The organism is Candidatus Peribacteraceae bacterium (genome assembly GCA_041661065.1).
Lineage (GTDB): Bacteria > Patescibacteriota > Gracilibacteria > Peribacterales > Peribacteraceae > CAIKAD01.
In genome coordinates this window covers 1304851-1329798 of the sequence record JBAZVD010000001.1, presented here as the reverse complement: position 1 = coordinate 1329798, position 24948 = coordinate 1304851, and the positions used below count along the sequence as shown (strand labels likewise).

The 24948-nt window shown below is 61.6% G+C and carries 24 protein-coding genes; 8 read left to right on the top strand and 16 right to left on the bottom strand.

What is annotated here, in order from left to right; translation table 11 throughout:
* The first annotated feature begins 79 nt into the window (after positions 1 to 79).
* Positions 80 to 1075, top strand: a complete 996-nt coding sequence (locus WC698_06115) for a hypothetical protein (GenBank protein ID MFA6039807.1) — start codon at positions 80 to 82, stop codon at positions 1073 to 1075.
* Between the two features lie 99 nt (positions 1076 to 1174).
* On the opposite strand, the gene WC698_06110 is transcribed toward WC698_06115, so the two are convergent.
* From WC698_06110 to WC698_06100, 3 genes are all read right to left on the bottom strand, one after another.
* On the bottom strand, positions 1175 to 2122 hold the full coding sequence (locus tag WC698_06110) for a nucleotidyltransferase domain-containing protein (GenBank protein MFA6039806.1): 948 nt from the start codon (positions 2120 to 2122) through the stop codon (positions 1175 to 1177).
* 928 nt (positions 2123 to 3050) lie between these two features.
* Positions 3051 to 4304 carry an adenosylhomocysteinase gene (ahcY, locus tag WC698_06105; GenBank protein MFA6039805.1) on the bottom strand — a complete coding sequence of 418 codons (1254 nt, stop codon included), beginning with the start codon at positions 4302 to 4304 and terminating at the stop codon, positions 3051 to 3053.
* A 125-nt stretch (positions 4305 to 4429) separates the two neighbouring features.
* The gene (locus WC698_06100; protein MFA6039804.1) at positions 4430 to 5377 is read right to left on the bottom strand and encodes a PfkB family carbohydrate kinase; all 948 of its coding nucleotides are present in this window, start codon (positions 5375 to 5377) and stop codon (positions 4430 to 4432) included.
* A gap of 176 nt (positions 5378 to 5553) precedes the next feature.
* Between WC698_06100 and WC698_06095 the strand changes: the two genes are divergently transcribed.
* Together WC698_06095 and WC698_06090 are read left to right on the top strand one after the other, a co-directional pair.
* Positions 5554 to 6921 carry a UDP-glucose/GDP-mannose dehydrogenase family protein gene (locus WC698_06095; protein ID MFA6039803.1) on the top strand — a complete coding sequence of 456 codons (1368 nt, stop codon included), beginning with the start codon at positions 5554 to 5556 and terminating at the stop codon, positions 6919 to 6921.
* 114 nt (positions 6922 to 7035) lie between these two features.
* Positions 7036 to 7983, top strand: coding sequence for an NAD-dependent epimerase/dehydratase family protein (locus WC698_06090; protein ID MFA6039802.1), 948 nt, complete (start codon positions 7036 to 7038; stop codon positions 7981 to 7983).
* A gap of 88 nt (positions 7984 to 8071) precedes the next feature.
* Here the strand turns inward: WC698_06090 and WC698_06085 are convergent, their stop codons facing one another.
* The 6 genes from WC698_06085 to WC698_06060 form a co-directional block, all read right to left on the bottom strand.
* A complete protein-coding gene (locus tag WC698_06085) occupies positions 8072 to 8428 on the bottom strand; it encodes a hypothetical protein (GenBank protein MFA6039801.1) in 357 nt (118 codons plus the stop codon).
* Positions 8429 to 8553: 125 nt separating this feature from the next.
* The gene (locus WC698_06080) at positions 8554 to 8970 is read right to left on the bottom strand and encodes a hypothetical protein (GenBank protein ID MFA6039800.1); all 417 of its coding nucleotides are present in this window, start codon (positions 8968 to 8970) and stop codon (positions 8554 to 8556) included.
* Entirely contained in the window at positions 8949 to 9122 is a 174-nt protein-coding gene (locus tag WC698_06075) for a hypothetical protein (protein MFA6039799.1), read from the bottom strand. The genes WC698_06080 and WC698_06075 overlap by 22 nt, the downstream gene beginning before the upstream one ends.
* Entirely contained in the window at positions 9107 to 10300 is a 1194-nt protein-coding gene (locus WC698_06070) for a hypothetical protein (protein MFA6039798.1), read from the bottom strand. Before WC698_06070 ends, WC698_06075 begins: the two co-directional genes overlap by 16 nt.
* Positions 10288 to 10599, bottom strand: a complete 312-nt coding sequence (locus WC698_06065; GenBank protein ID MFA6039797.1) for a hypothetical protein — start codon at positions 10597 to 10599, stop codon at positions 10288 to 10290. The genes WC698_06070 and WC698_06065 overlap by 13 nt, the downstream gene beginning before the upstream one ends.
* Positions 10596 to 11294 carry a polyprenol monophosphomannose synthase gene (locus WC698_06060; protein MFA6039796.1) on the bottom strand — a complete coding sequence of 233 codons (699 nt, stop codon included), beginning with the start codon at positions 11292 to 11294 and terminating at the stop codon, positions 10596 to 10598. Before WC698_06060 ends, WC698_06065 begins: the two co-directional genes overlap by 4 nt.
* Before the next feature lie 160 nt (positions 11295 to 11454).
* On the opposite strand from WC698_06060, the gene WC698_06055 reads away from it, so the two are divergent.
* Positions 11455 to 12372: an NAD-dependent epimerase/dehydratase family protein gene (locus tag WC698_06055; protein ID MFA6039795.1), complete on the top strand. Its 918-nt coding sequence runs from the start codon at positions 11455 to 11457 to the stop codon at positions 12370 to 12372.
* A 118-nt stretch (positions 12373 to 12490) separates the two neighbouring features.
* Here WC698_06055 and WC698_06050 read toward each other — a convergent pair whose 3' ends face one another.
* From WC698_06050 to WC698_06020, 7 genes are all read right to left on the bottom strand, one after another.
* Positions 12491 to 14056, bottom strand: a complete 1566-nt coding sequence (locus WC698_06050; GenBank protein ID MFA6039794.1) for an NAD(P)/FAD-dependent oxidoreductase — start codon at positions 14054 to 14056, stop codon at positions 12491 to 12493.
* 21 nt (positions 14057 to 14077) lie between these two features.
* Entirely contained in the window at positions 14078 to 15307 is a 1230-nt protein-coding gene (locus tag WC698_06045) for a hypothetical protein (GenBank protein MFA6039793.1), read from the bottom strand.
* A gap of 32 nt (positions 15308 to 15339) precedes the next feature.
* Complete coding sequence (locus WC698_06040) at positions 15340 to 16563, bottom strand: hypothetical protein (protein MFA6039792.1); 1224 nt, start codon at positions 16561 to 16563, stop codon at positions 15340 to 15342.
* A gap of 14 nt (positions 16564 to 16577) precedes the next feature.
* Positions 16578 to 17297: a polyprenol monophosphomannose synthase gene (locus tag WC698_06035; protein MFA6039791.1), complete on the bottom strand. Its 720-nt coding sequence runs from the start codon at positions 17295 to 17297 to the stop codon at positions 16578 to 16580.
* Positions 17298 to 17307: 10 nt separating this feature from the next.
* A complete protein-coding gene (locus WC698_06030) occupies positions 17308 to 18222 on the bottom strand; it encodes an NAD(P)-dependent oxidoreductase (GenBank protein MFA6039790.1) in 915 nt (304 codons plus the stop codon).
* Between the two features lie 3 nt (positions 18223 to 18225).
* Positions 18226 to 19326 carry a GDP-mannose 4,6-dehydratase gene (gene gmd / locus WC698_06025; protein MFA6039789.1) on the bottom strand — a complete coding sequence of 367 codons (1101 nt, stop codon included), beginning with the start codon at positions 19324 to 19326 and terminating at the stop codon, positions 18226 to 18228.
* Between the two features lie 62 nt (positions 19327 to 19388).
* Positions 19389 to 20630, bottom strand: coding sequence for a DegT/DnrJ/EryC1/StrS family aminotransferase (locus tag WC698_06020; GenBank protein ID MFA6039788.1), 1242 nt, complete (start codon positions 20628 to 20630; stop codon positions 19389 to 19391).
* 173 nt (positions 20631 to 20803) lie between these two features.
* On the opposite strand from WC698_06020, the gene WC698_06015 reads away from it, so the two are divergent.
* The 4 genes from WC698_06015 to pseB are packed head-to-tail and all read left to right on the top strand — an operon-like array spanning position 20804 to position 24942.
* Positions 20804 to 22072, top strand: a complete 1269-nt coding sequence (locus tag WC698_06015) for a nucleotide sugar dehydrogenase (protein ID MFA6039787.1) — start codon at positions 20804 to 20806, stop codon at positions 22070 to 22072.
* 7 nt (positions 22073 to 22079) lie between these two features.
* Positions 22080 to 22811: a polysaccharide deacetylase family protein gene (locus WC698_06010; protein ID MFA6039786.1), complete on the top strand. Its 732-nt coding sequence runs from the start codon at positions 22080 to 22082 to the stop codon at positions 22809 to 22811.
* A gap of 16 nt (positions 22812 to 22827) precedes the next feature.
* Entirely contained in the window at positions 22828 to 23958 is a 1131-nt protein-coding gene (locus tag WC698_06005) for a glycosyltransferase family 4 protein (protein MFA6039785.1), read from the top strand.
* 18 nt (positions 23959 to 23976) lie between these two features.
* Complete coding sequence (pseB, locus tag WC698_06000; protein MFA6039784.1) at positions 23977 to 24942, top strand: UDP-N-acetylglucosamine 4,6-dehydratase (inverting); 966 nt, start codon at positions 23977 to 23979, stop codon at positions 24940 to 24942.
* Positions 24943 to 24948 lie beyond the last annotated feature (6 nt).

Genomic DNA, 24948 nt, shown 5'->3' with positions numbered 1-24948 from the left:
CGGGATAGTCTACAACATACGAAGGGAGGAGACACGACAGAGTATCCGCGTACAACCCCCGCGTGTAGACTGTCTTCCGATGCGCAAGAGCACCCTTGCCCTCTTCTGCTGCCTCCCCCTCTTCTTTGCCGCATGCGCGCGGGAGGAAGCGGCGACGCAGGAAGAGCAATGGATCATCAGGAAGATAGGAATCAGCGCGGGAACCATGCTCCAACCGCAGGACCGGTTGTTGCTGCGCGACCGCTTCGAGGTGGGCGAGCGCGAGTTGGTGGCCGTGGTGGAAGTGCAGGCCGGCGGCGAGCCCCGCACCGTCCACGCGCAGTGGTACATGCCGGATGCGTCCGCGCCCATGCTGGGCGAGACCTCGGTGGAGCTGCCGGCGGGCGGCTCGCAGACACGCCTCTCCTTCGCCAACCCCCAAGACTGGGAAGCTTCCCCCTACCTCCTCACCGTCCAAGTGACGGAGGGGAACAGCCTTCATCCGCTCTCCTCCGCCAGCTTCCCCTTCTTCATCGGCATGTCGGATGCGGAAATCCGGGCATACTGGGACGCGCAGAACGACGCGCAATGGCGCGCGCTGGAGCGGACGGAACAGCTCGCACCGGAAGGGGAAGAGGAGGGGCGGCTGCGGGACGCGGCCGCGCGCGAACTCTCCACGGAAGCGCCGCTCCTTGCCTTCCGGGGGGACCTTACGGGTGACGGTGACGGCGAGTACCTGTTCCTGGATACACGCGGCCAGCCTCCTTTTGCGCAGCCCCGTTCCCCCAACGTCCTGGTCCATGCCACGGTTCGGCGCTTCGTGGTGCTGGACGGGGAAGGGAGTGCCCTCCTCCGCTGCACGGAGGAAGAAGGCAAGCGCATCCTGCGCAACGCTCAAGGACCCATCGGAAGGGCGCTCCCGGCAGAAGGCGGCGTGCGTCTTTCCCTCTCTCCCTCCCTGCGGCTAACGGTTTCCTGGGAAGAGGAGGGGAAATCCTGTTCCACGACATTGCTGGGGAAGGAGGACGGGTTCGGGGAGGAAGCCGGCGTGCAGTGCTCCGCCCTCTCCGGGGAATCATCCGCCGCCTCGGAATAGGAGAGACCTAACGTATAGACATTGTCTATACAATCAATTTTCATTTTGCATTTCGCATTTTGCATTTACATTCTTCATTCTACATTCTTCATTTTTCATTTACATTCCCCTCCTCTCCCCCGGCTCCGGCATCCGCACGCCTAACGCCCGGTAAATATCCTCTTCTTCCTTGCTCGCCACCACCTTCTCGCCTTCGAACAGCCCGTACTCGTTGAGCTTCCAACCGCGCTGGATGGCGCGCTTGCGGAGCGCGATGTTGTGTTCCTTGTCGCCCGTAAAGTAGAGGAGCGCCGCTCCCCACTGGTCCGGTTGGACGAAGCGGATGTCCACGCGCAAGCCGGATTTCAAGTCGAACGACACTTTGGTGCCGCCGTGCGCCACGATGTGTGAGACGATGGGCAGCGCCGCCACGGCGTCCGCGGCTTTCCCGGGGTCTTTGCCCACCGCCACGATGTCCACGTCGCCCACGGTTTCCTTGCGTCGCCTAAACGACCCCGCCGCCTCCGCGCGGTCCACGCCCGGAACGGCGCGGAGTGTCTTCAGTAATTCCTCCACATCATCCTCCACGTCCGCGCGCGGGAACCTCTTCGACCGCTCCTCCACGTTGCGCGCATTCTCCAGGATCTTCTTCTCCATCACGTCCGAAAAGCGGGGGAGTGAGCGGATCTTCCCGGCCTCCGCCGCTTTGATGAGGTCCGCGACGGTCCGGATGCCCAATTCCTTCTGGAGAAGGCGCGCTCGCTTGGGGCCAAGGTCCTCCACTATGAGGAGAGCGGGGGAAATCCCTCCCTGTTGGGCGATGAGGTCATCCAACGCCTTGATCCTCCCCGTCTCGCGGTACTCCAAAATCTTCCCCGCAATCGCCTCGCCGATGCCGGGCAGTTCCATCAATTCCTTCTCGCTCTTCACCGTGCCGATGTCCTGGGGAAGGTCTTCAATGACCTTCGCCGCCTTGAAGTACGCAGCCGGCTTGAACTGCACGCCCTGCTCCTGAAGGAGGATGCCGATCTGACGCAGCAGGCCTGCAATGATCCTATTCTGCCGCACACCACAAGCATACCCGCCCACGCTTGGTGAGCGAAGTGTGTTGATAATCCGTGCGGCAAATGATCTATCCCCCTACACCATAGAAGAGGCCGGCCCTCAGACTCCAAGTGGAGCGAGGGCCGGCAATTGGCAGAATTGAGTGTCACTCTTTGTCGAGCAAGTCTTTCCCGTCAAAGATGACCCGTCCTTGTTGCACACAGAAATGCTGCGTCACACGCTTCCTTTTCATTTTCCTCTGACAGCGCGGGCAGGTAACTTCGGTGTTGGCGTACATCTTCTGACTGGACAACTTCCTCTCGCGACTGAGCATTTCAACACTCATCGAACCATCCTTATTGAAACTGCCAACAGATCTGTCTCGAACCATTTATGACTTCAAACAATGAAGCCGAGAGACAGATCACTTGCCACAATATGTGAAAGATCAATGACGAGAAACCTGCTTCTGTTTTCGTTCCAAAGATTCCGCCCAGGCGCTCGCACGAGGCGAACGTCTGGGCGGGGGAGTCTTGAAACATCAAGACTCGTTATCGTCGGAGGCCTCTCTCTCCTCACCCAAGCTTCGAAAATGACGGGGATGATGTGCCCGCTCGAGAAGCGGACAGCCCTCGAGATTGCCGCACCGGTGCCGATCCGGACAATCTTCACATTGCTTGTGGGCAATTTGCCCACGCTGGGTCAAAATGATCATTACGTAACCTCCGATCCTCTTCCCAATACAGCGAGCCACGTCCTCGTAGCTCCTTTTTGTCCATATCTGTCTGAGAAGCAGGTTTCTCATCACTAGAAAACGGTGATTCCAAGGAACTTGAGAGATACCCGCATTCGTGCGGTTATAGATTAACCGCAATGTTATGTTAGTTTTTGTCAACTTGTCAAGGAAGGGGGTGCACCACCCATCGTTTGTGACTGCGGGCAGCGGAAAATCCTATGTCCCCTCCTGCCAGCTGCCCAGGTACTTCTTCTGTTCCTCCGTCAGTTCATCGATCGCGATTCCCATCACCTCCAGCTGCGTGCGGGAAATGAAATCGTCGATGTCCGGGGGGAGCGTGATGACCGTGGCTTTCATCTTTCCCTTGTTCTTCACCAGGTACTCGCACGCCAGGGCTTGGCCGCAGAAGGAAAGGCTCATGACCTCGCTGGGGTGGCCTTCCGCGGAAGCGAGATTGACCAACCGCCCCTCGCCCGCGACATAGATGACCTTCCCCGACGGCATGAGGTACTCATCCAGGTAGTGGCGGACGCGCCGCTTGCCCTTGGCTTTCTTCTCCAGCTCCGCCAAGTCGATCTCGCAGTCGAAGTGGCCGGAGTTGGCCAGCACCGCGGCGTCCTTCATCTTCTCCATATGGGCGACGGTGATGACGTGGATGTCTCCCGTCACCGTGATGAAGAGATCGCCGAGCCGAGCCGCATCCTCCATTTTCATCACCGTGTGGCCGTCCATGGCCGCCTGGAGCGCCTTGAAGGGATCCACCTCCGTGACGATGACACGCGCGCCCAGCCCTTCCGCCCGCATCGCGACGCCTTTGCCGCAACTCCCGTACCCGGCGACCACCACCGTCCTGCCCGCCACGAGGATGTTGGTGGAGCGGAGGATGCCGTCGAAGGTGGATTGGCCGGTGCCGTAGTAGTTGTCGTAGAGGTGCTTGGTCTTGTTGTCGTTCACCGCGATCATGGGGACTTTGAGCGCACCGTCCCGTTCCATGGCGTGCAACCGGATGATCCCCGTGGTGGTTTCCTCGCACCCGCCGATGAGGTTGGGGAGGAGTTCCGGATGCTTGGTGTGGAGCAGCGTGACCAAATCGCAGCCGTCATCGATGGTGATGTGCGGCTTGGTGGCCAGCACCTCTTCCAAGTACTTGTAGTAATCCTCCTTCGTCTCGCCCTTGTACGCCCAAACCGACACGTCCTTCTCCTCCGCAAGCGCGGCGGCTACGTCGTCCTGCGTACTGAGGGGGTTGCACCCGGTGATGGCCACCTTGGCGCCGCCCGCCACGAGCGTACGGACCAGAATGCCGGTCTCCTTGGTCACGTGGAGCGCCATGCCGATGGTGAGGCCCTGGAAAGGCTTCTCCCCGGCGAAGCGATCGCGCAGCTTGAGGAGGGCGCCCATACGTTTTTCGGCGATCTCCAGGTTCAGGCGGCCTTGTGCCGCGAGAGAGGGGTCTTTGATGGAGGACATAGTGTTAGTCTAATTGAAAATGCAAAATTGGAAATTGAAAATGCAAGAAGCAGCTCTCTGACGAGAAATACTTCCAACATTTTGCATTTTTCATTTTCAATTTCTCCGTGTACCGATATACGTGATCACGGCAACGCGGGCAACGATTCGCCATACGTCGTCTCCGCCCTTCCCATCACGTCATTCAGGTCTATGGCGTCGATGAGCGTCCCTTCCTGCTCCACGACGAAGGAGGCGAGGGAGCCGCCCAGCATGGCGCACTGCTTGAGGCCCCACTTGGCGGCGAGGCCGGTGAGGAAGCCCGCGCGGAAGGCGTCGCCTGCGCCGGTGGGATTGACGGTCTTGTCGGGCTTGCAGGCGGGCAGCACGATCTCCCCCTTGGGCGTGTACACCGTGCAGCCTTCCTCCGCCTGCGTGATCACCAGGAACGGCGCGTGCTCCAGGAGCTGCTCGATGGCGAAGGAGGTCTTCTTGCTGATGAGGCTCCACTCGTACGCGTTGGCGATGACACCCGCGGACTTTTCGATGGCGCGCACCAGTTCCTCCTCGGCGAACGCCAGCACCTGCTGGCCGGGGTCGAACAGGTAGGGGACGGCGTACTGCTGGCACCAGGCCATGGTCTGCATCATCACTCGCGCATCGCGGGGGCTGATGACGGCGTAGTGGAGGTCGTCGCGCTCCTCGGAGAGGTCCGGAAAGGAGCCCGCGGCGTCCGCGCCGGGATGGAAGAACGTGATCTGGTGCTCCTGGGAATCCGTGGCCACGATGGCCGTGGACGTGGCGTAGCCGCGCTGCACTTCCACGCGCTTGGTGGAGATGCCCCGCTCCTCGAGCAGCGCCGTGTAGGAGCCCGCGTCATGCCCCACCGTCCCCACGAGGAGGGGCTCCTGGTTGATGAGCTTGAGGTTCCACGCGATGTTCGCCCCCGTGCCGCCGTGGTGGCGCGCGAAGCGCGTGGTGACGAACGCCATGGAGAGCTCGTCCAGATGGGCGGGATCGATGGCCTCGGGGAAGGACCCGTCGTACTGGAGGAGAAGGTCGTAGGCGATGGAGCCGGAGACGAGGATCTTCATGCAATGGGGATTGTGCCTGTTCAGGAAGCGTCATGCAAAGGACTTAGGACAGAGGACTTAGGACAGAGGAAGACGAAGTAAAAACGAAAATGGAAAGGGAATTCCATTCCTAAGTCCTAATCCCTAAGTCCTAAGTCCTCTTCTCCGATTCCCGCATAACCTCTACACTCCGTCCCGTGAAAATAGCTGTAGTTGGCACCGGCTACGTGGGCCTCGTCTCCGCCGCATGCTTCGCGGAGCTGGGGCACAGCGTGGTGGGCGTGGACATCGATGAGAAGAAAATCGCCATCCTCCAAGGCGGCAAGAGCACCATCTATGAACCGGAGTTGGAAGAGCTCATCCAGCGGGGGCTGGCAAGCGGCCTCTTGAGCTTTACCACGGACCTCATGAGCGTCCTCCCGCAGGTGGAAATCGTCTTCTCCGCCGTGGCCACGCCGCCGGGGGAAGGATACAAGGCGGACCTCCGCGCGGTGTTCACGGTGGCGGAAACGGTGGCGAGGAACGCGGAGAAGGACCTCATCTTCGTGAACAAGTCCACCGTGCCCGTGGGGACGGGGGAGAAGTGCGAGGAGAGGATCGCCGCCATCCTCCGGGAGCGCGGCAAGACGTTCTCCATCCCCGTCGTCTCCAATCCGGAATTCCTCCGCGAGGGGCTGGCCGTACCGGACACCCTCATGCCCGACCGCATCGTGGTGGGGATCAACCCTTCGACAAGCTCCCATTCGACAAGCTCAGGGCAGGCAGGGCAGGTGGATTGTCAGAGGGCGCGCGAAATGATGGAGGAGCTCTACCGGCCGCTCACGCGCGTGGGGCGCCCTCTCCTCTTCATGAACCGCGAGAGCGCGGAGATCGTGAAGTACGCGAGCAATTCCTTCCTCGCCACCAAGATCAGCTTCATCAACATGCTCACCGCCTTCACGGAGAAGACCGGCGCGAACATCCGGGACATCGCAGCGGGGATGGGGCTGGATAACCGCATCGGCCCCAAGTTCCTGCACGCGGGCATCGGCTACGGGGGGAGCTGCTTCCCCAAGGATGTGAAGGCGCTGCTCCAGACCGCCAAAGAATACGGCGTCTCCTTCGACATCGTGGAAGCGACGGACCGCGTGAACACCGCCCAGCGCTTCCGCTTCTTCGACAAGGTGCTGGCGGCGCTTCCCCCGCAGGCAGCCGTGGCGCTGTGGGGATTGAGTTTCAAACCGCGGACGGACGACATGCGGGAGGCGCCGAGCCTGGATTTCATCCCTCTCCTCCTCAAAGCCGGCCATACCGTCACGGCGTACGACCCGGCAGCCGCGGAAAACACCAAGAAGTCCTTCCCCACGGAGATCCGCTACGCCTCTTCACCCATGGAAGCCGTGGCGGGCGCGGACGCCCTGGTCATTCTCACCGAATGGGACCTGTTCCGCGGGCAGGACCTGAAGGAGGTGAAGAAAGCCATGCGGGGAGCGGACGTCTTCGACGGACGGAACGTGTACGAGCCGAAGGAAGTGGCGGAGGCGGGGTTGAAGTACTGGGGGATTGGGATTGGAAATGAGAAATGAAAAATTTGAAATGCAAAATGAGCCATGCGGCTGACAGTACTCCTTGAATTTTGCATTTTACATTTCCAATTTTGCATTCCAAAATACTCCTCTCACAGGCACAATCTCTGTTGTATGAAGATTCTCCTCACCGGAGCCGCCGGCTTCATCGGCTTCCACGCCGCACAAGTGCTCCTCGCGCGCGGCGACGAAGTGGTGGGCTACGACAACTTCAATCCCTACTACGACCCCAAGCTGAAGGAAGCGCGCGCCGCGCAACTCGCGGGAAAGAAGGGATTCACCATGGTGCGAGCGGACATTTTGGAACGCGAGAAATTGAGAGAGGCAATGAAAGGATGCGACCGCGTGTGCCATCTGGCCGCGCTCGCCGGCGTACGCTACGCCTTCGACCATCCGGATGAGTACGTCGACACCAACATCCGCGGTTTCTTCAATGTGATCGAGGAGGTGCGGCTGCAGAAGATCCCCGGCCTCATCTACGCCTCCTCCAGCTCCGTGTACGGGGGCAACACCAAGATGCCGCTCGCGGAAGAGGATCGTACGGACAATCAGCTCTCCCTCTACGGGATGAACAAGAAGGACAACGAGCTCATGGCGCACGTCTACCACTCCCTCTACGGCACCGCCGTCACGGGGCTGCGGTTCTTCACCGTCTACGGACCGTGGGGCAGGCCGGACATGGCGCTCTTCCTCTTTACGGACGCCATCCTCCACGACCGCACCCTCCCCATCTACGGACGGGGGAAGATGCAGCGCGACTTCACCTACGTGGACGACATCGTGGCGGGGATCGTGGCCTCCATAGACAAGAACTATCCGGAGGAGGTGTTCAACCTGGGTTGCGGCCGCACGGAGGAGCTGATGGACTACGTGGCCGCGATCGAGAAGGCCTGCGGCAAGGAAGGGAAGAAGGAATTCCTCCCCATGCAGCCGGGCGACGTGGTACGCACGGAGGCGGACATCGCGAAAGCGAAGAGGATGCTGGGCTTTGACCCCAAGACGCAGATCAAGGATGGCGTGCCGCGGTTCGTGAGCTGGTACCGCGAATATAACAAGATCTGATCCTCACACATTCATCGGAAGTTCACCCATGCCGATAATACGAAGGCGGCGCGACACGGTTTTCACCATGTCGCGCCAAGTGGTATCGCTACAAGCTTCCGCATGCCTTCAGTCTGACTGGTGGCACATCTCCTTGATAGCACGGTACCACCACGTCCCCTGGAGAGAGGGGCAGCCACCCCTTCGGCGTTCCGAGATGAGGCTCCTCGGAAGAATACATGAATCGATTGAAGGGAAAGTCGTTGAGTCCCAGAGCATGCAGTTCCCTGTAAGACTTCACTTCCCCACCAAACACATACCGGACGAGGAGCCGACGTGCTTCCGGCTCAGCACACTGGCTGGTGCCGGTCAGCAGGGAAACAAGCTCCCAGATCTCTACCGCTATGACACCTTCCGATATTGCGAGGTGTTCACTAGCAGGGTTTGAGAGGCTCTGCTCTTGCATGCCCTCTCCATTGTACGACCGCACAATCCAATGCCTGTGTAATAGTGTAGCCATGGCATTCTCTCCGCAGTAATGGAAGGATCAACGAACCACTTTATAGACTGTACAATTACTGAGTATTTGTGTCAAGTAGCATCAACCGTGTCACGAGAAGCCCCCAGGAAGGGATAAAACATTCGCGCGGGACGTTCGTGACGTGCTATACAGTCCGCGTGCAGAACAAGCGCGCGGCTCTTTTGGCGGCGGCGGAGAGGGAAGAACTTGCATCGCAAGCCGCGGATCTTTTCGATGGCATCCATCGGGATCAGACGCTGTACCGCCGCTTGCTCCGCAAATGCATGCGGCACGCCATCGCTCCGGAGCTGTTCGACGATACGCAGAAGAAGGCGCTGTTGCACAACATGGCCCACGTCGCCGATCTCCACGAAGAGAGGAGCGAGAGGAAAATCCACGATATGTTGCGGGAACAACACCGTGCGCTCGTCGCCAAGGTGCTGTTCGCCCTCGATGCCGTCTTCCACTACTTCCCCAAGAGCCGGCACACGAAGATGCTCCGCCGGAATGTAAGGGCGTGCCAGGAATCGGTGAACGGAAAACTCCCCGCCTCCACACCTTCCACCATCACCACGACCATGGACATGCTCCGGCAAGTCCTCTCCGCGGGAGAGGCACCGCCTCCTACTCCTTCAGCCACACTTCCACCGGAGCGTCCGCCGCGCGGGACCATCCGGGCACCCGCTCGATATCCTCGCACGCCTCCAGACACACCGCCGCCTGCGCCCCTTCCAGGAGCGACTGGTGGTAACGGCGAAGCGTGAAGGCGGCTTCGTACTGCCACTCGTGGCCAAAGGGCCCCGCAACGAGGACCATGCCGTCTTTCCCGCGCGCGGCGATGGCCGTGAGCACGGAGCGGGCGGGAGAAGGGGTGAGCTGCGGGGGGAAGAGCAAGGCGCACAAGAGCGTGATGAGCGTGACGGGGACAAGGATGGCGAGCGGCCTCTTCCATGCCTTGCGGAAGAAGGTGAGGGTGCCGTAGAGGAAGAGCGGGGTGAAGAGGATGGCGTAGTACAGGCGGAATGAGATGAAGATGAAGGCCGCCACGAGCGCCATGCTCAGGAGCACACCCCAATCCTTCTTGAGGAGCAGGCCTCCCATGCCCGTGAGCCCCAGGATGATGCTGCCCCCCACGCTCCATGTTTGGAAGAGGCTCGTCGCCCACGTGAGCAACGGGAGACCGGCGTTCTTGCTCCCCGCGCGCAGCCAACTCGCCGCAAGGAGGGGGTCGGAAGCGGTGTAGAGCACCACGAGGACCACGGGGCCAAGCAGGAAGAGAACGCGCGCCCAGAGCGGCAGCTTCCCCATACGGAACAGGAGGGCTGCTATGGGAATGTAGAGCAGCGCCAGGTACGAGGTGAAGAGGGAAGCGAGCCACAGGAGCGCCGCGCCGAACGCGTGCCAGGCGGTCCAGCGTTGGGGAGCGCGGCGCGCGTCCGAGAGGAGGACGAGGAGGAGGAACCCCTGGAGCGCCGTGAGCGGCGCCATCATGATGGTGCCCGCCTGCAGGAGCACGGCGGCGGAGAGGAGCCACGCACCCATCGCCGCCACGCGCTGCTCGTTGGACATCCCGCGCGCCATGCGCAACACGAGCCACGCCGCCTGCACGAGAAGCGTGGCGAAGACGATGCGCCACAGCGCCTCCTGGAACGGGAAGGAGGACGTGAGGGAGAGGAGGTACCGGGCGAGCGGGGGATGGGGATAGGGGATGTTGAGCAGGTACTTCGCCTCGTCCGTGCGTACGCCGCCCAGCGCCTGCATTCCCGCGAGGAGGAAGGCGTACCCCTGGAGCACGATGGCGAACATCACTTTTCGCATGGCCGCGTTTCGAAGGTGGAGAGGGAGAGGATGAGGCACGCGGACGACCGGGGATTGCGCCGGTGTTCGCGGTACACGAGCCGCACGTGGGAAGGCGCCACCTCTTTGATCTGCAAGTCGGAGAGGAGCCAGCCCTGCCGCGAGGTGAGCTGCGTGAGCGCCAGCTCCGTGCGGTGGCGGAGCGTGGCATCCAGGTAGAGCGGCGCGATCGCCCATGCGCGCCGCGCAAACGGCATGGCCAGGCCGAGGAGGAGGGTGAGGAAGAGGAGTGCCGGAAGAAGGTGGTTCCTGCGTTTCATGGGAAGAGCCGCGCGGGGACGGCCTCAAGGACGGTGAGGAGGAACTGCAGTTGCACGCGCAACGACATCTTACTCTCCCCGTGTGTGCGCGTGCGGAACGTGTATGGCAGCTCCGTGACGGGTGTGGAGCGCGGAATGCGGACGAGGATGTCGAAGAGGATCTTGAAGCCGTGCGGATGGAGCCGCGGCGCCACGCGCAGCGCGATCTCCCGCGACACCGCGAAGAAGCCGCTCATGGGGTCCGTCACGCGGACGCGGCAGAGCCTCTTGGCCATGTCCGTCGCCAGCCTGCTCATCCACTGCCGCCGCTCATCCCACTTGCCCACGCTCCCCCCCTCCACGTACCGCGAGCCGATGGCCAGCCCTCCCTTCCCTTCCACCGCCCGGCAGAGCGAGGGAAGCAGCGTGTAATCGTGCTGACCATCCGCATCGGTCACTCCCAACACCTCTCCCTTCGCCGCCAAAAAACCCTCGATGACGGCCGAGGAAAGCCCCCGCCTCCCCACGCGGCGGATCACGCGCACGCGGTCGTTCCCCGCGGCCAATTCCTCCGCCACCCGCCAGGTGCCGTCCGGCGAATCGTCATCCACGATGATGATCTCATGCGGGATATCTTTCAGGATCCCCTGCAATTCCGGCACGACGCGCGGAATATTCTCCGCCTCGTTGTAGGTGGGAAGAATGAGGGAGAGCATCGAGGTGATAGTGTAACGGGAAATGGAGGTAATTGTTAGTGAGGGTAGGAAATGCAAAATTGAAAATGCACAATGCACGGTAATATGCCGCACATTTTGCATTTTGCATTTCCCATTTTCCATTTACTCCGGTCTACGATTGCGGGCACAATCTCCCTACATGAACATACTCGTAACAGGCTCATCCGGCACCATCGGCACGCGGTTGTGCGAAGTACTGCTCAAGCGGGGGGACAACGTGATCGGCGTGGACTGGGTGGCGAACAAGTGGCAGGAGGACGTGGAGGCCGTGACCCAGCACGTGGATTTGAGGGATGAGGCCGCCGTGGAAGAGATCCGTTTGCCGGAGGATATTGACGCCGTGGTCCACCTGGCCGCCAACGCCCGCGTATACGAGCTGGTGGAGCACCCGGACCGCGCGCGGGATAATTTCGTGACGCTCTTCAACGCGCTGGAGCTCGCCCGCAAAAGGGGCATCAAGAGGTTCCTCTTCGCTTCCTCCCGCGAGGGGTACGGGAACATCCGCGCGGAACGCTACACGGAGGACCTGGTGCGCGTGGAGCACTGCGAGAGCCCCTACACCGCGAGCAAGGTGGGAGGGGAGGCGCTCGTCCAGGCATACACGCGCTGCTATGGGATCGACCATGTGATCTTCCGCTTCTCCAACGTCTACGGCATGTACGACGATTCCGTGCGCGTCGTCCCCCTCTTCATCCGTCGTGCCCGCGCCAACGAGCCCCTCACGGTGTTCGGGAAGGACAAGTGCCTGGACTTCACGTACATCGACGACACCATCGACGGCATCGTGCGGGCCCTCGACCGCTTCGACACGGCGAAGAACGGCACCTACAACATCGCCCACGGCGAAGGGACCACGCTCGTGCATCTCGCGGAACGGATCAAGGAGCTCCTCGGGAGCTCATCGGCGTTGGAAGTGGGGGCGTCCCGCACCGGGGAAGTGGTCCGCTACGTGGCGGATGTCTCCCGCGCGAAGGCCGCCTTGGGATACGACCCCAAAGTGCCGTTCGAGGAAGGAATCGTGAAGACGGTGCGGTGGTACGAGGAGCACGGTGTATAGACGGTGTATAGACATTGTCTATACAAAGTATTTCGTATCACGTATGACGTATGACTGAGTCTATTCTTTGGTATACGTAATACGAAATACGTACTACGGTATACGAACCACTTCGAAATCACTTCTTCTCTTCGTGGTACTCCTCCTCCGCATTCACATCCCACACGTTCGCCTTGTCTGACCGGCCGGCGACGATGTTGTCCACGGCGATCATCGCCGTGAGCATGGAATGGTCCTGATTGTTGTAGCGGTGCATGCCGTTGCGGCCGACAAGGAACAGGTTGGGGATGGCGTCCGTGAACGCGCGCACGGTGCCGAGCTGGTCATAGCTGCCGAAGTACGCCGGGTACGCCTTGGGGACGCGCAGCACGCACGCATCCACAACGTCTTCCTTCTTCACGAAACCGATCTTCTCCAGTTCCGCGATCCCCAAATCGATCATGTCCCGGTCCGGCTTCACCCACAGGTCGCCCCCCTCGTTGACGAAGTACTCCAGCCCGATCCACACGTGGTTCTTGCGGTCCGCGACCAAGTACGGGCTCCAGTTGTTGAACACCTGCACGCGTCCAACGCGCACATCGCCCTCCTGGATGTAGATCCAGTTGTCGGGGACCCTCTCCCGCACCGTCTTCCTCCCCTCGCGCACGGCGAGCTTGTTGAGGAGGAGGCCGACCGTGAGGAAGTCGCGGTACTGCAGCCCTTCCGCCACCTCCGTGACGGTAGCCGGCGCCTGGGGATGGATCATGCCGATGAGTTGCTTGATGGGCATGGTGGAGAAGAGGAAGTCGCAGGCTACATCCTCCGTCGCGCCCGTTTCCACGTGCTCGAGCGTAACGCCCGCCACCCTGCCGCCCTCCAGCCGCACACCCGTCACCCGCGTCTTCATGCGGACCTCGCCCCCCCGTTCCTTCACCGAATCCGCCACCGTCTCCCACATTTGGCCGGGGCCGAACTTGGGGTAGTAGAAGCGCGTGATGAGGCTGGTCTCGCGCTCCTTCTGCGCCTTGGCGAAGTCACTGGAGAAGAGGTCCTTGATGGCATGGAACACGGCGCGCCGCAGGGAGAGGCCTTTGACGCGCTGCGCCCCCCAGTCCGACCGTATCTGGCTGCACGGAACACCCCACACCTTCTCCGTGTACGCCTCGAAGAACGTTTCGTAGAGACGTTTGCCGAAGCGGTTGGTGTAGAAGGCGTCGAGGAAGCGCTCATCCTTGCGGGGGAAGAGCTGCACCCATAGGTAACTGAGCGTGATGAGGACGGTATTGAGGAGACCGAGCCTCCATGCCACCGAGAGCGTGATGGAGATGGGATAGGGGAAGAAGTTCCGCCGGAAGAAAATGCGGGAGAGGCGCGGACGCTGGAGCATGACCTTGTCCTCGGTTTCGGGGTCGGGCCCCCCCGGGGCGTAATCGATCTGATGGCCTTTCTCCGCCGTGTCCGCCGCGGGCTTTCCCTGCAAAGGCAGGATCGTGAACCACCACCGCATCACCCGGTCGTTCTTGCTGAAGAAGCGGTGCCCCCCGATGTCGATGCGGTTGCCCTTGTAGTTGAAGGTCTGCGCAATGCCCCCGATTTGTCCGGTCTGCTCGCACACGACGGGCACGATGTCCGTGCGCGCGAGGAGCTCGTAGGCCGCGGTCAATCCCGCGGGACCTGCGCCGGCGATGACGGCGACACGTGGCATCCCGCACACTCTAGGGATTGTTCAGACGGCTGCCAACGGGGAAGGCGCGGGAGTGGAGGCGGGCAGGGCGGCGGGGCGATGCTTGAAGGAACGCCAGAAAGCCCACACTCCCCAGCCGATGGCGATGCCGTCCACGAGGGCGGGAACCAGGAAGAAGCCCGGCTGCAGAGCGTAAACGGTGCGGTACTGCAGGTAAAAGTAGAACCATTGGAAGTGCAGCGTGGCGAGGACGAGGGGGATCCACAGTGGGAAGCTCCGCAGAACGGGCAGGGCGGCAATGACGAAGAGGAGGATGCCCGCCTCCATGTAGATGTGGTCCATGTGGTCCAGGGGCACGTTGAGCCCGATGGCGATGAGGATGCCCCACAGGAGGGCATGGCCGAGCGCGGGGGTGGCGTAATACTGGCGCTGCGCCAGGAGGCCGAAGAGGCCCAGAAAAACGAGGAGGGGCGTTGTGTGCATCAGGTTCCCGGCGCCCGTGAGGGCGGGGTCGGGGAAGTAGTAGTTGTGGACGGAGAAGAGGATCTGCAGGGCGTGCATCCCATTGGCGGGCATGCGCATCAGCCCTTCGGTGAGCACGGTGGAGATTGTCCCGGGCGCCATCCCCATGAGAAGATACCGCGCCTGCAGGAACTGGAGGAGAAGGTACATCACCACCATTTCCCCTGCGACGAGGAACGCGCGGTTACGCACCAGGAAACCGCCCTCCTTGGAACGGTAGTGGAAGAGGAGCGGGACGAGCCCCAGAGCGAACGGCTTGGTGAGGAGCGCCAAGCCCCACATGAGCCCGGCTGCGGTCAGCTTGCCGCGCGCGGCGAAGGTGATGGTGAGGAGAAGGAGCAACATGTGGGTCGGTTCCGTCCAGCCCCGCAGCCCCGCGTAGGTGACGAACGGCATGAGGGAGATGATCGCGGCGAGCATGAGACCGTGCCAGGTCTGCTTGTAGATCGCGCGGCCTGCGGCGAACGCCGCGAGGGGCAGGAAGAGCGCTGTGAAGATCTGCACTTCGATGGCCGTAAAAGGCGAGCGGGTGAGCAGGTACCAGGGAACGGCGAGGAAATCGGCGCCGTGGAAACCCAGGATGCTGAAGTCCAGCCTGCCGCGCGCAAGCGATTCGATGAACGCCTGCATGGAGTAGAACTCCTGGTGCGGACGCGGCACGGTGAAGAGGAAGGAGAAGAAGACGGCTACGGTGAGAGTAACGGGGAGCAGCCAGGGAAGGAGGCGCTCCCGGAGGGAGGGGAGGGGCATGGCGGGAAGTATACCTGGAGAGTGCGCGGCGCTCACGCGGCGTCCCGGGGTACCCACAAGACCTCGCGCAGCGCGGTTCCCCAAGCGCGCCGGGACCGGGGCATGACGAGAACCGCCCAGGAAAGGAGTGCCAGCACATCGACGGTGATCGGGATGAGGAAGGGCGAGAAGTCCGTGAAATAAAATCCTTTCCCCCACAAGTAGAGATAGAAGAAGGGAAAGTGGAATAGGGCGAGCACGACGGGGAGGAGAAGGAGGCGGCGTGCCAGGAACGGGATCGACGCGAGGGCAAGGAGCAGCACGGACGTTTCCATATAAAAATGATCCATGTGATCCAGCGACGCGGCCAATCCGAAGGCAAGTACAAAACAGAGTGCCAGCACCCGTGCGAGCCGCACGTCCTTCCATGTGCCGCCAGGGATGATGAAGGAAAGGACGCCGAACACCATGAGGAGCGGCGAGGAATGCATCAGGTTCCCGTGGCCGGTATGGGCGGGATCGGGAAAGTAGTAGTTATGTACCGAGAAGAGCATCTGGAGACCATGCGCAGCATTAAGCGGCACGCGCCACCACAGGAACACATTCGTCTGGTCAATATTGGAGTGGGAACCCACGATGATATGGCCTACCTGGAAGTACTGGATCGCCACATACAGGACGGGCAGAGGAAGGGCCAGGAGCAGCTGCACCCACCCCCGCCGCCACAGGGATTGTTCCCCGCCGGGTTTCCAGAGGAGGAAGAGCGGGAACAGCGCCACCGAAAACGGTTTGGTGATAAGCGAGAAGCTCCAGGGAAGAAAGGCGAAGCGGGATCCCCGGCCGCGCAGCCATAACGTGAGGAGGACAAGGAACGTGAAGGAAGGAAAGGTGAAACCCCGGAAGGCAATGAAGAAGAGGAAGGGCGAGAGGACGATGGCATACGCAAAGAGCACGGCCTGGAAGCGATCACGAAGCAACGAGAGCGCCGCCGCATACCCCGCCGCGGGAAGGAGGAGGGCGCACAGCATCTGGAAGTGGATGTTCGCCAGGGGGGAGCGGGTGGCGAGGTACAAGGGCAGGGCAAGGAATGAGGCGCCCTGGAAGCCGGGGATGGAAAGATCCAAGCGCCCTTGCGCCAGGGTCTCTATGAAACGTTGGTAATGGAAATGGTCGTCTTGCGGATGGATGTGGGTGCGCAGCAGGACGATCCCCACCGCCGCCGTGAGGAGGAGGAGATGGAACGCGGGAGAACGGAAGAGGAGGACGAGACGTCGCATACGGAACGGAAAGGTCAATGCTGCGCGCCCCTGAACCGGATGCGCAGGACGGAGAGGAACGCTTCGCGAATTTCCCGGAAAGAAAGATTGGAAATGCCGCGGCGGCGGTTCACGAACACGGTGGGAACCTGGGCGAAACGGAATCCCTTTCTATGGAGCTGGTACGCCACTTCCGAGAGCACCACGTATCCCTTGGCATCGATGCGCTCCGGCTCCAACCCTTCCACGGCCTCCCGGCGGTAGCAGCGGAACCCGTTCGTGTAATCCGAGAGGGGAATGCCCAGCACGACGCGTGCGTAGCGGTTGGCGAACGCGCTGAAGAACGTGCGCTTCCATCCCCAGTGATGGATTTCGCTTCCCGGAAGATAGCGTGAGCCCACCACGCAGTCTGCGTGTTCGGCAGCCTCTATGAGCGTCGGGATTTCCGAGGGGCGGTGGGAGAAGTCCGCATCCATCTCCAAGATTCTCAGATACGGACCTTTCAGGGCGAACGCGAACCCTTCCAGTACCGCCGATCCTCTGCCGCCTTTGCCCTGACGTACGATCAAATGGAGGCGGTCCGGATGCCTGCCTTGCGCCTGTCTCACCGTCTCCGCCGTCCCGTCCGGGGAGGAATCATCCACCACCAGCACTTCAATGCCCGGCGCAACGGCCAGCACCTCTTCGACGAGCGCACCGATGTTTTCGCGCTCGTTGAAGCTGGGGATAATGACGAGGGTGCGGGGTATGTCCATCGGGAGAATGCTAGCGGGCGCCTTTCCACCAGTCGAGCGTTCGCTGCAAACCCGCCGCGAGAGGTGTCCATGCGAACCCTTGCAGGAGGGGGTGGGGAGGAGGGAAGACGGGGGATAGCGCCCCTTCGGGTTTCGCGCTGTCGAAACGGAGGGGGAGACCCGGCCGCACCAAGTCCCGGATCCGTTCGGCGAGCGCGCGGACCGTCACTGTCTCCGGAGGGACGATGAACTGGATTCCCGTTACATCCGCTTCCGCCAGGATGAACAGGGCGCGAATGACGTCCTCTACGAACAGGAAGGACCGCACGGCATCGCCGCTCCCCCACACGTCCAACGCGTCCGTTGCGGACTCCGCCTTGACCATGAGGGAGGGGATGATATTCCCCTCCTGCGAGAACGTATCGCGGGGACCGTAAATGCCGACAGGACGGGGGATGGCCAGCAGGAACCCGTATTGCCGCGACGCGGCGATCCATACCATCTCGCTCGCCGCCTTCCCCAAAGCATAGCCGTCCGTCTCGGACGCTGCGGAAACCGAAAGGAGCGACAATGGCTCGGGAACCGTCGCGCTGCTCATGAAGGTGACGGGAACCGGATGTGTGGAGACCGCCTTCGCGAGGGCGAGGGACATGCGGATGTTGTCTGCGGCGATCTCTCCGGCACGCTGCCGGTGCACGGCCACGTTCTTCCGGCGCGAGGCGAAGTGGAACAAGCGGTGTGCGCCCTCGAGAAGACTGATGCAGAACGCATCATCACGCAGGTCCCCCTCCATCCATTCGATGCCGCCGGTCTCCTTGAGGAAGCCTTTGTCCCCCCCGTGCAGGGGAACGCGCACGGTTGCGCCGCGGCGGAGCAGCTCCTCCGCGAGAAAACTCCCTATGAACCCGGAACCGCCCGTGATGACAATGTGGGCACCGCTGAACATGGTTCAGAAAGCGGAAGAATGGCGGGGAGATTCCCTCTGCACGCGGACGGAAGCGGAGACCGCCGCGGGGAATGGCACGCCGAGACGTGCGCAATCCGCCTCCAGCATGACGGCTGCGAGTTCCGAGAGCGTGGTCTTGGCCTCCCATCCCAGGATCCGCTTCGCCTTGGAGGCGTCTCCGATAAGGAGATCCACTTCCGCAGGCCGGCGGTAGCGCGGGTCCACGGCGACGATGGCCTTCTTCGAGCGCGCGTCGCGGTAGAGTTCCTTCTCCCCCTCGCCCTCCCGCACAAACGGGACATCGAGGTGCTGCAAACACAACTCTAGGAACTCCCGCACGGAGGCGGTGGTGCCCGTGGCCAGCACGTAATCGTCCGGCGTCTCCTGCTGCAGCATGCGCCACATCCCCTCCACGTACTCGGGGGCGTATCCCCAGTCGCGCTTGGCGTCCAGGTTCCCCAGATACAGGCAATCCTGCTGCCCCGCCAGAATGCGCGCCAGCGTCATGGTGATCTTGCGCGTGACGAAGTTCTCGCCGCGGCGCGGTGATTCGTGGTTGAAGAGGATGCCGTTGACGGCGTACATGCCATACGCCTCGCGGTAATTGCGCGTCATGTGGAACGCGAACGCCTTGGCGCACCCGTACGGGCTGCGGGGATGGAACGGCGTCTCCTCGTTCTGCGGCGACTCCTTCACCATGCCGAAGAGCTCGCTGCTGCTCGCCTGGTAGAACCGTGCGGGCATCTTGCTGATGCGCAGCGCTTCCAGGAGACGGGCTGCCCCCATGGCCGTCACGTCGCCCGTGTACTCCGGCATCTCGAAGCTCACGCCCACGTGGCTCTGTGCAGCCAGGTTGTAGATCTCGTCCGGACGGGTTTCCAGGAGGATGCGCAACAGTGAACTGGAATCGCCCAAGTCACCATAGTGGAGCGTGAGGGGGACTTTCCCCTCATGCGGATCCATGAAGAGGTGTTCGATGCGCCCGCGGTTGAATGTGGAGGCGCGCCGCACCAGGCCGTGCACCTCATACCCTTTCTCCAGCAGGAGCTCGGCGAGGTACGACCCGTCCTGGCCGGTAATACCCGTTACAAGGGCGCGTTTCATCGTGAATATCATAGTCTGATTGGCGGCGATGGGACAGAAAAAGTCGCAAGTCCTACGATCGCCTATTGGGGCCGTACTGTCCTCGTCTTTGCGGATGCAGCGCTGTCCGACGCTGCGAAGAAACAGCCAAACACTTCTAGTACGTACTTCAGTTCCTTCTCCCCCAACCCTTGATGGCAACCGATGTAGAAGCCATGGGTGTTGACCCAGTTGGCGACGGGATAGTCCCGGGGCCGGATGCCGAACGACTTGTAGACGGGCTGGTTGATGAGCGGAAGCATGTCGCGGGTCTCCACGTTCCACTGCTCCAGGTGGAAGACCAAATCCTCCTTGGTGAACGGCGCGTCCTTGCGGATCACCAGGGGGAACATCATGAAGGCATGCTCGTGCGTCGCAGGATCGAATAAAGGGAGCTGCAGCCACTCCTCGTACTTCTTCAACCCACCGATGAGGAAGGCCGCATTCTGCCGGCGCGCTTGAAGCGTCTGCGGCAAGTCCTCCAGTTGTGCCACGCCCAAAGCTGCTTCCAGTTCCGTGGCGCGGAAGCTGTACCCGCGGCGAATGAAGCTGAACCGGCGCCGGATGACTTCCCGAAAATGTGATCCGTCGATGTCACGGTCATCATCGATATTCATGTAGATGCTGTCGCGGCCGTGGTTGGCCAAGCTCCGCAGGATCTCTGCGTACCGCGCATCCTTGGTGACGGCAAGGCCTCCCACTCCCGTAACGATCAGATGCGCCACATAGGTGGAGAAGCAACTGATGTCACCCAAGGACCCCGTCTTCCTTCCCTTGTACGTCACCCCCAGCGTTTCACAGCTGTCCTCGATGACCTTGAGTTGATGCTTGCGCGCAATTTCCAGGACGGGATCCATATCCGCGACCAGCCCGAAGAGGTGTACGGGGATGATGGCCCGCGTCCTCGGCGTGATTTTCTCTTCGATCAAAGCGGGATCGATGTTGTACGTGCGCGGATCGCAATCCACGAATACGGGCTTGAGCCCGTGCTCCAGCACCACATTCGCGGTGGCGACGAACGTGAGCGCCGGAATGATCACTTCATCCCCCTCCTTCCACCCTTCCGTCTCCTTGAGGCATGCCACGGCAATGGAGAGTGCCGATGTGCCGCTGTTCACGAAGACGGCGTAGGAGGAATCGTGGAGGGCGGCGAATGCCCGCTCGAACTTGCGGCTGAAGGGGCCGTAGGAGAGGCGGCCGCTCCGGAGCGCTTCCAGCACATATCTCTCCGCATGCGCACTGGCCGCAAAGGTACCGACGCCTAATTGGACGGGGCTTTTTTCCACACGGACAGTGTGCCTGTTATTGGAAGTACTGGCAAAGATTCCAACGATGCTAAGGATGCCGAAGATTCCGAGGATAAGCCATCATTGATGCCCGGAGCGCTCTGTTTCAGATTCATCGGAATCGTCGGCATCGTCGGACTCCTCGGCATCCTCCGGTCTGCTACAATCCTCTCATGCAACAGCTCACGATTTGTGTAGTGGGGCTCGGCTACGTCGGCCTTCCTCTCGCCCACGCGTTCGCCAAGAAAGGATACCCCGTGTACGGATACGACATCTCCAGGCGCCGGGTGGATGAGCTGACATCCGGAACGGACTCCACGCTGGAACTCTCGCCGCAACAGCTGAAGGAGGTGGACATCGCCTACAGCACCGACCCCGCGGTGATCAAGAACGCGGACGTGGTGGTGATGGCGCTCCCCACGCCGATCGACGACGCCAACAACCCGGACATGACCATCCTGCTGCAGGCATCGGAGACGGTGGGGAAGAACCTGAAGAAGGGGGCGATCGTCGTGTATGAATCCACGGTCTACCCCGGCGTGACGGAGGAATTGTGCGGCGCCGTGCTGGCGAAGCACTCCGGGATGGAATGCGGGAAGGACTTCACGCTGGGCTACTCGCCTGAGCGGATCAATCCGGGAGACAAGGAGCACACGGTGACCAAGATCAAGAAGATCGTGGCGGGGCAGGATGCGAAGACGCTGGAGACTCTCGCGGGACTCTACGAAGACGTGATCGTAGCGGGCATCCATCGCGCGCCCTCCATTAAAGTGGCGGAGATGGCCAAGGCGATCGAGAACGCGCAGCGGGACATCAACATCGCCTTCGTGAACGAGATCGCCATGCTCTGTAACAAGATCGGCATCCCCACGAAGGACGTACTGGAAGCGGCGGGGACGAAGTGGAACTTCCTCAAGTTCGCGCCGGGTCTCGTGGGTGGCCACTGCATCGGCGTGGACCCGTACTACCTGGTGGAGAAGGCGAAGCAGCTGGGCATGCGCACGCACGTGATCGCGGCGGGACGCTCCATCAACGACAACATGAGCACCTACGTGGCGGAGCGCGTGGCGGAAGCTTTGGGGGACCCGAAGGGAAAGAAGGCGCTCGTCCTCGGCCTCACCTTCAAGGAGGACATCCCCGATACGCGCAACAGCAAGGCGCACGACGTGGTGCGGGTGCTGTTGAAAATGGGAGCCGACGTACGCGTGCATGACACCTTCCTGAACGCGGAGACGGTGGCGACGCTCGGCTTCAAACCCGGCACGCTGGAGGAAGGAGGCTACGACGCCATCCTCCTGCTCGTGACGCACAAGCAGTACCGCGACCTCGCCCCCGTCTCCTTCGTGAACGCGCTCGTGGACGGCGGCGTGCTCTTCGACCTCAAATCCGTCTTCCCGAGGGAGACATTCGAAAAGGCGGGGAAGAAGCTCCTCGCACTGTAATCGGCATATGCTCTTCACCACTTCCTGGGACGACGGCTACGCGCTGGATCTGCGCCTCGCGGAACTCCTCGAGCGCCACGGCTGCACGGGGACGTTCTACGTGAGCCCGCAGCCGCAGCACAAGGAGCAGATGCTCACGGAGGAGGAAATCCGGACGCTGGCGGCGCGCCATGAAGTGGGCGCGCACACGCTCACGCATCCCAAGCTGACGCAGCTCATATCCGACGAGGCGCGGCGGGAAATCTCCGGCAGCAAAGAATGGGTGGAGCGAGTCTCGGGCAAGCCCTGCACCATGTTCTGTTATCCCTACGGAGACGCGAATGAGGATGTCCAGACTCTCGTGCGGGAAGCGGGCTTCGCCGGCGCGAGGGCCACCGATGATCTCCGCTTTTCCGCCGATGATCCTTTCGCCCTGCCCGTGACGCTGCAAGTGATGCCCTTCCCCTGGCGGCGCCGTTTCCGCCCCGCATGGAAGATCCTGGATCCGCTGGGCCCGCTCCGGGCGCGGTTCACGCGTCTGCGGACCGTCGGCGTGCCGCTTTCCGCCATGACATCATGGCAGTCCCTTGCGCGCGCGCTCTTCACGGCCGCACGGGAACACGACCGTCCCTTTTTCCATCTCTACGGCCACAGCAGGGAGATTGAGCGTTACGGGATGTGGGAGCAATTGGATGCGTTCCTTTCCTACATCGGCGCGGGGGGAGCGACACCGGTGCGCAATAGTGAAGTGCTGCCATAAGCAGTATGCTGAAGGCATGCGCGTGCTGTATTTCTGTCAGAGCGTGGACGGCATGGATGGTTGGGCGACTTACACCAAGCAATTGGCGGATGGTATGCGACGGCGTGGTCATGAGGTGAGGATTTGCACCACCCAAGCACAAACGGGAGATCTTCGTCTGCCTCCCCCGTTACAGATGCTCTCGAGGCCTTGGAAGGCGCTGTTCCTCGCGCGGTCGGTGGCGGCATTGTGTCGAACATGGAAACCGGACGTTCTTCACGTCACCGTGGAACCGTACGCCCTCATGTCATCCTTTCTGCCACAGAATCTGCGGGAGAGGATGATCCTCACGATCCACGGAAGCTACGGCATACGTCCGCTGCAGGAGCGGCGGACCCGCTTCCTCGCCCTCCGTTCCTATCGCGCCATTCACCGATTCATCACGGTGAGCCGGTACACGAAGGAGATCGTCACCGCGGAATTGAGGAGAAGAGGACGGGACACCGACGGAGAGACGTTCGCGGGCAGGACGACCGTGATCCACAATGCCGTACCACTGCCCGCTCCGCTCCCGCCGAAAGCTCCAAAGGAGATGAAAATCATCCTCTGCGTAGGCGGCATCAAACCGCGCAAGGGAATTCTGGAAGCGGTGAAGGCGTGCTCCGCTTACAAACGAACGTACGGCACGTCCTTCCGTTTCCTCGCCGTGGGAAAGCTGGGCGATGAAAACTACGTACGGGAGGTGCGGACGTGCATGGCGGAAGAGGGCTTGCAAGAGCACGTCACTCTCACCGGTCCCGTTTCCCACGAGGAACTGGAGCGGCTCTACAGCGAAGCGGACCTATTCCTCATGCCCGCGAAGACGACGCCCACGACGTTCGAGGGCTTCGGTATCGTGTTCCTGGAAGCAAACTCGCGCGGCGTTCCCTGCATCGGCCCGCGAGAGAGCGGCGCGGCGGAAGCGATCGACGAAGGGGTGAGCGGCTTCCGCGTGGATCCCACAAATCCCCAGAAAATCGCGCAACGCATACATCAGATCCTCGACGAAGGTGCGATCGACCCCTCCCATTGCGTCGCGTGGGCGCAGGAGCACAACCTGGATACACAGGTGCGAGAGGTGGAAGCGGTCTACAAATCCCTTGATGAACCTTCACAAGGAGGTGCGTAAGAGCTATGGTAGGCTCGTATGAAGTCCTTGGAAAATCACTCCATCCTCGTCACCGGCGGGACGGGTTCGTTCGGGAGGAAATTCTGCGAGGTCCTCCTCCGCGAGTACGCTCCCAAGCGATTGATCGTCTTCAGCCGTGATGAGCTGAAGCAGCACGACATGCGCACGGACGGCTTTGACGCGTCCTGCATGCGCTACTTTATCGGAGATGTGCGTGACACCAGGCGCCTGCGCCGGGCCATGGAGGGTGTGGACATCGTGGTGCATGCCGCAGCGCTCAAGCACGTCCCGGCATGCGAGTACAACCCGCTGGAGGCTGTGCAAACAAATATTGGGGGAGCGGGTAACATCATCGAGGCAGCGCTGGACGCCGGAGTGAAGAAGGTGCTTGCCCTCAGCACCGACAAGGCGGTGAACCCCGTCAACCTCTACGGCGCCACCAAGCTTGTGGCGGAGAAGATCTTCACACAGGGAAATGCCTACAGCGGCGGGGCGTCTTCGCGCTTCTCATGCGTGCGCTACGGCAACGTAGTGGGCAGCCGGGGAAGCGTTATCCCCCTATTCCTTAAGCAGCGCGCGACGGGCACCATCACCCTCACGGACGAACGCATGACGCGCTTCTGGATCACGCTGGACCATGCGGTGCGCTTCGTCATCAACTGCATCGATGAAATGGAGGGAGGGGAAGTGTTCGTCCCCAAGATCCCGAGTATGAAGCTCACCGATCTCGCCCAGGCCATTGCGCCCGAGTGCAAGCGAAAGGTGGTGGGCATCCGCCCCGGCGAAAAGCTGCACGAGGTGCTCCTCTCCGAGGACGAGGGGCGGCATGCCGTGGAGCGTAAGGACTCCTATGTGATCTTCCCGGAAACGGTGTCCTGGTCAGATAAGCCCAGGCCTCAAGCCAACGTGCCGAACGGTTTTCGCTACGCCAGCGACACCAACACGGAATGGCTCACGCTCGAGCAGCTCAAGCAAATGGTGTAATGTGAC

What these genes read in the sequence shown, in the direction of transcription:
- WC698_06115 (MFA6039807.1), top strand. Translation starts at nt 80, where the DNA reads ATGCGCAAGAGCACCCTTGCCCTCTTCTGCTGCCTCCCCCTCTTCTTT.
- ahcY (MFA6039805.1), bottom strand. Translation starts at nt 4,304, where the DNA reads ATGTCCTCCATCAAAGACCCCTCTCTCGCGGCACAAGGCCGCCTGAAC.
- WC698_06100 (MFA6039804.1), bottom strand. Translation starts at nt 5,377, where the DNA reads ATGAAGATCCTCGTCTCCGGCTCCATCGCCTACGACCTTCTCCTCCAG.
- WC698_06090 (MFA6039802.1), top strand. Translation starts at nt 7,036, where the DNA reads ATGAAGATTCTCCTCACCGGAGCCGCCGGCTTCATCGGCTTCCACGCC.
- WC698_06085 (MFA6039801.1), bottom strand. Translation starts at nt 8,428, where the DNA reads ATGCAAGAGCAGAGCCTCTCAAACCCTGCTAGTGAACACCTCGCAATA.
- WC698_06070 (MFA6039798.1), bottom strand. Translation starts at nt 10,300, where the DNA reads ATGCGAAAAGTGATGTTCGCCATCGTGCTCCAGGGGTACGCCTTCCTC.
- WC698_06065 (MFA6039797.1), bottom strand. Translation starts at nt 10,599, where the DNA reads ATGAAACGCAGGAACCACCTTCTTCCGGCACTCCTCTTCCTCACCCTC.
- WC698_06060 (MFA6039796.1), bottom strand. Translation starts at nt 11,294, where the DNA reads ATGCTCTCCCTCATTCTTCCCACCTACAACGAGGCGGAGAATATTCCG.
- WC698_06055 (MFA6039795.1), top strand. Translation starts at nt 11,455, where the DNA reads ATGAACATACTCGTAACAGGCTCATCCGGCACCATCGGCACGCGGTTG.
- WC698_06050 (MFA6039794.1), bottom strand. Translation starts at nt 14,056, where the DNA reads ATGCCACGTGTCGCCGTCATCGCCGGCGCAGGTCCCGCGGGATTGACC.
- WC698_06045 (MFA6039793.1), bottom strand. Translation starts at nt 15,307, where the DNA reads ATGCCCCTCCCCTCCCTCCGGGAGCGCCTCCTTCCCTGGCTGCTCCCC.
- WC698_06040 (MFA6039792.1), bottom strand. Translation starts at nt 16,563, where the DNA reads ATGCGACGTCTCGTCCTCCTCTTCCGTTCTCCCGCGTTCCATCTCCTC.
- WC698_06035 (MFA6039791.1), bottom strand. Translation starts at nt 17,297, where the DNA reads ATGGACATACCCCGCACCCTCGTCATTATCCCCAGCTTCAACGAGCGC.
- WC698_06030 (MFA6039790.1), bottom strand. Translation starts at nt 18,222, where the DNA reads ATGTTCAGCGGTGCCCACATTGTCATCACGGGCGGTTCCGGGTTCATA.
- gmd (MFA6039789.1), bottom strand. Translation starts at nt 19,326, where the DNA reads ATGAAACGCGCCCTTGTAACGGGTATTACCGGCCAGGACGGGTCGTAC.
- WC698_06015 (MFA6039787.1), top strand. Translation starts at nt 20,804, where the DNA reads ATGCAACAGCTCACGATTTGTGTAGTGGGGCTCGGCTACGTCGGCCTT.
- WC698_06010 (MFA6039786.1), top strand. Translation starts at nt 22,080, where the DNA reads ATGCTCTTCACCACTTCCTGGGACGACGGCTACGCGCTGGATCTGCGC.
- WC698_06005 (MFA6039785.1), top strand. Translation starts at nt 22,828, where the DNA reads ATGCGCGTGCTGTATTTCTGTCAGAGCGTGGACGGCATGGATGGTTGG.
- pseB (MFA6039784.1), top strand. Translation starts at nt 23,977, where the DNA reads ATGAAGTCCTTGGAAAATCACTCCATCCTCGTCACCGGCGGGACGGGT.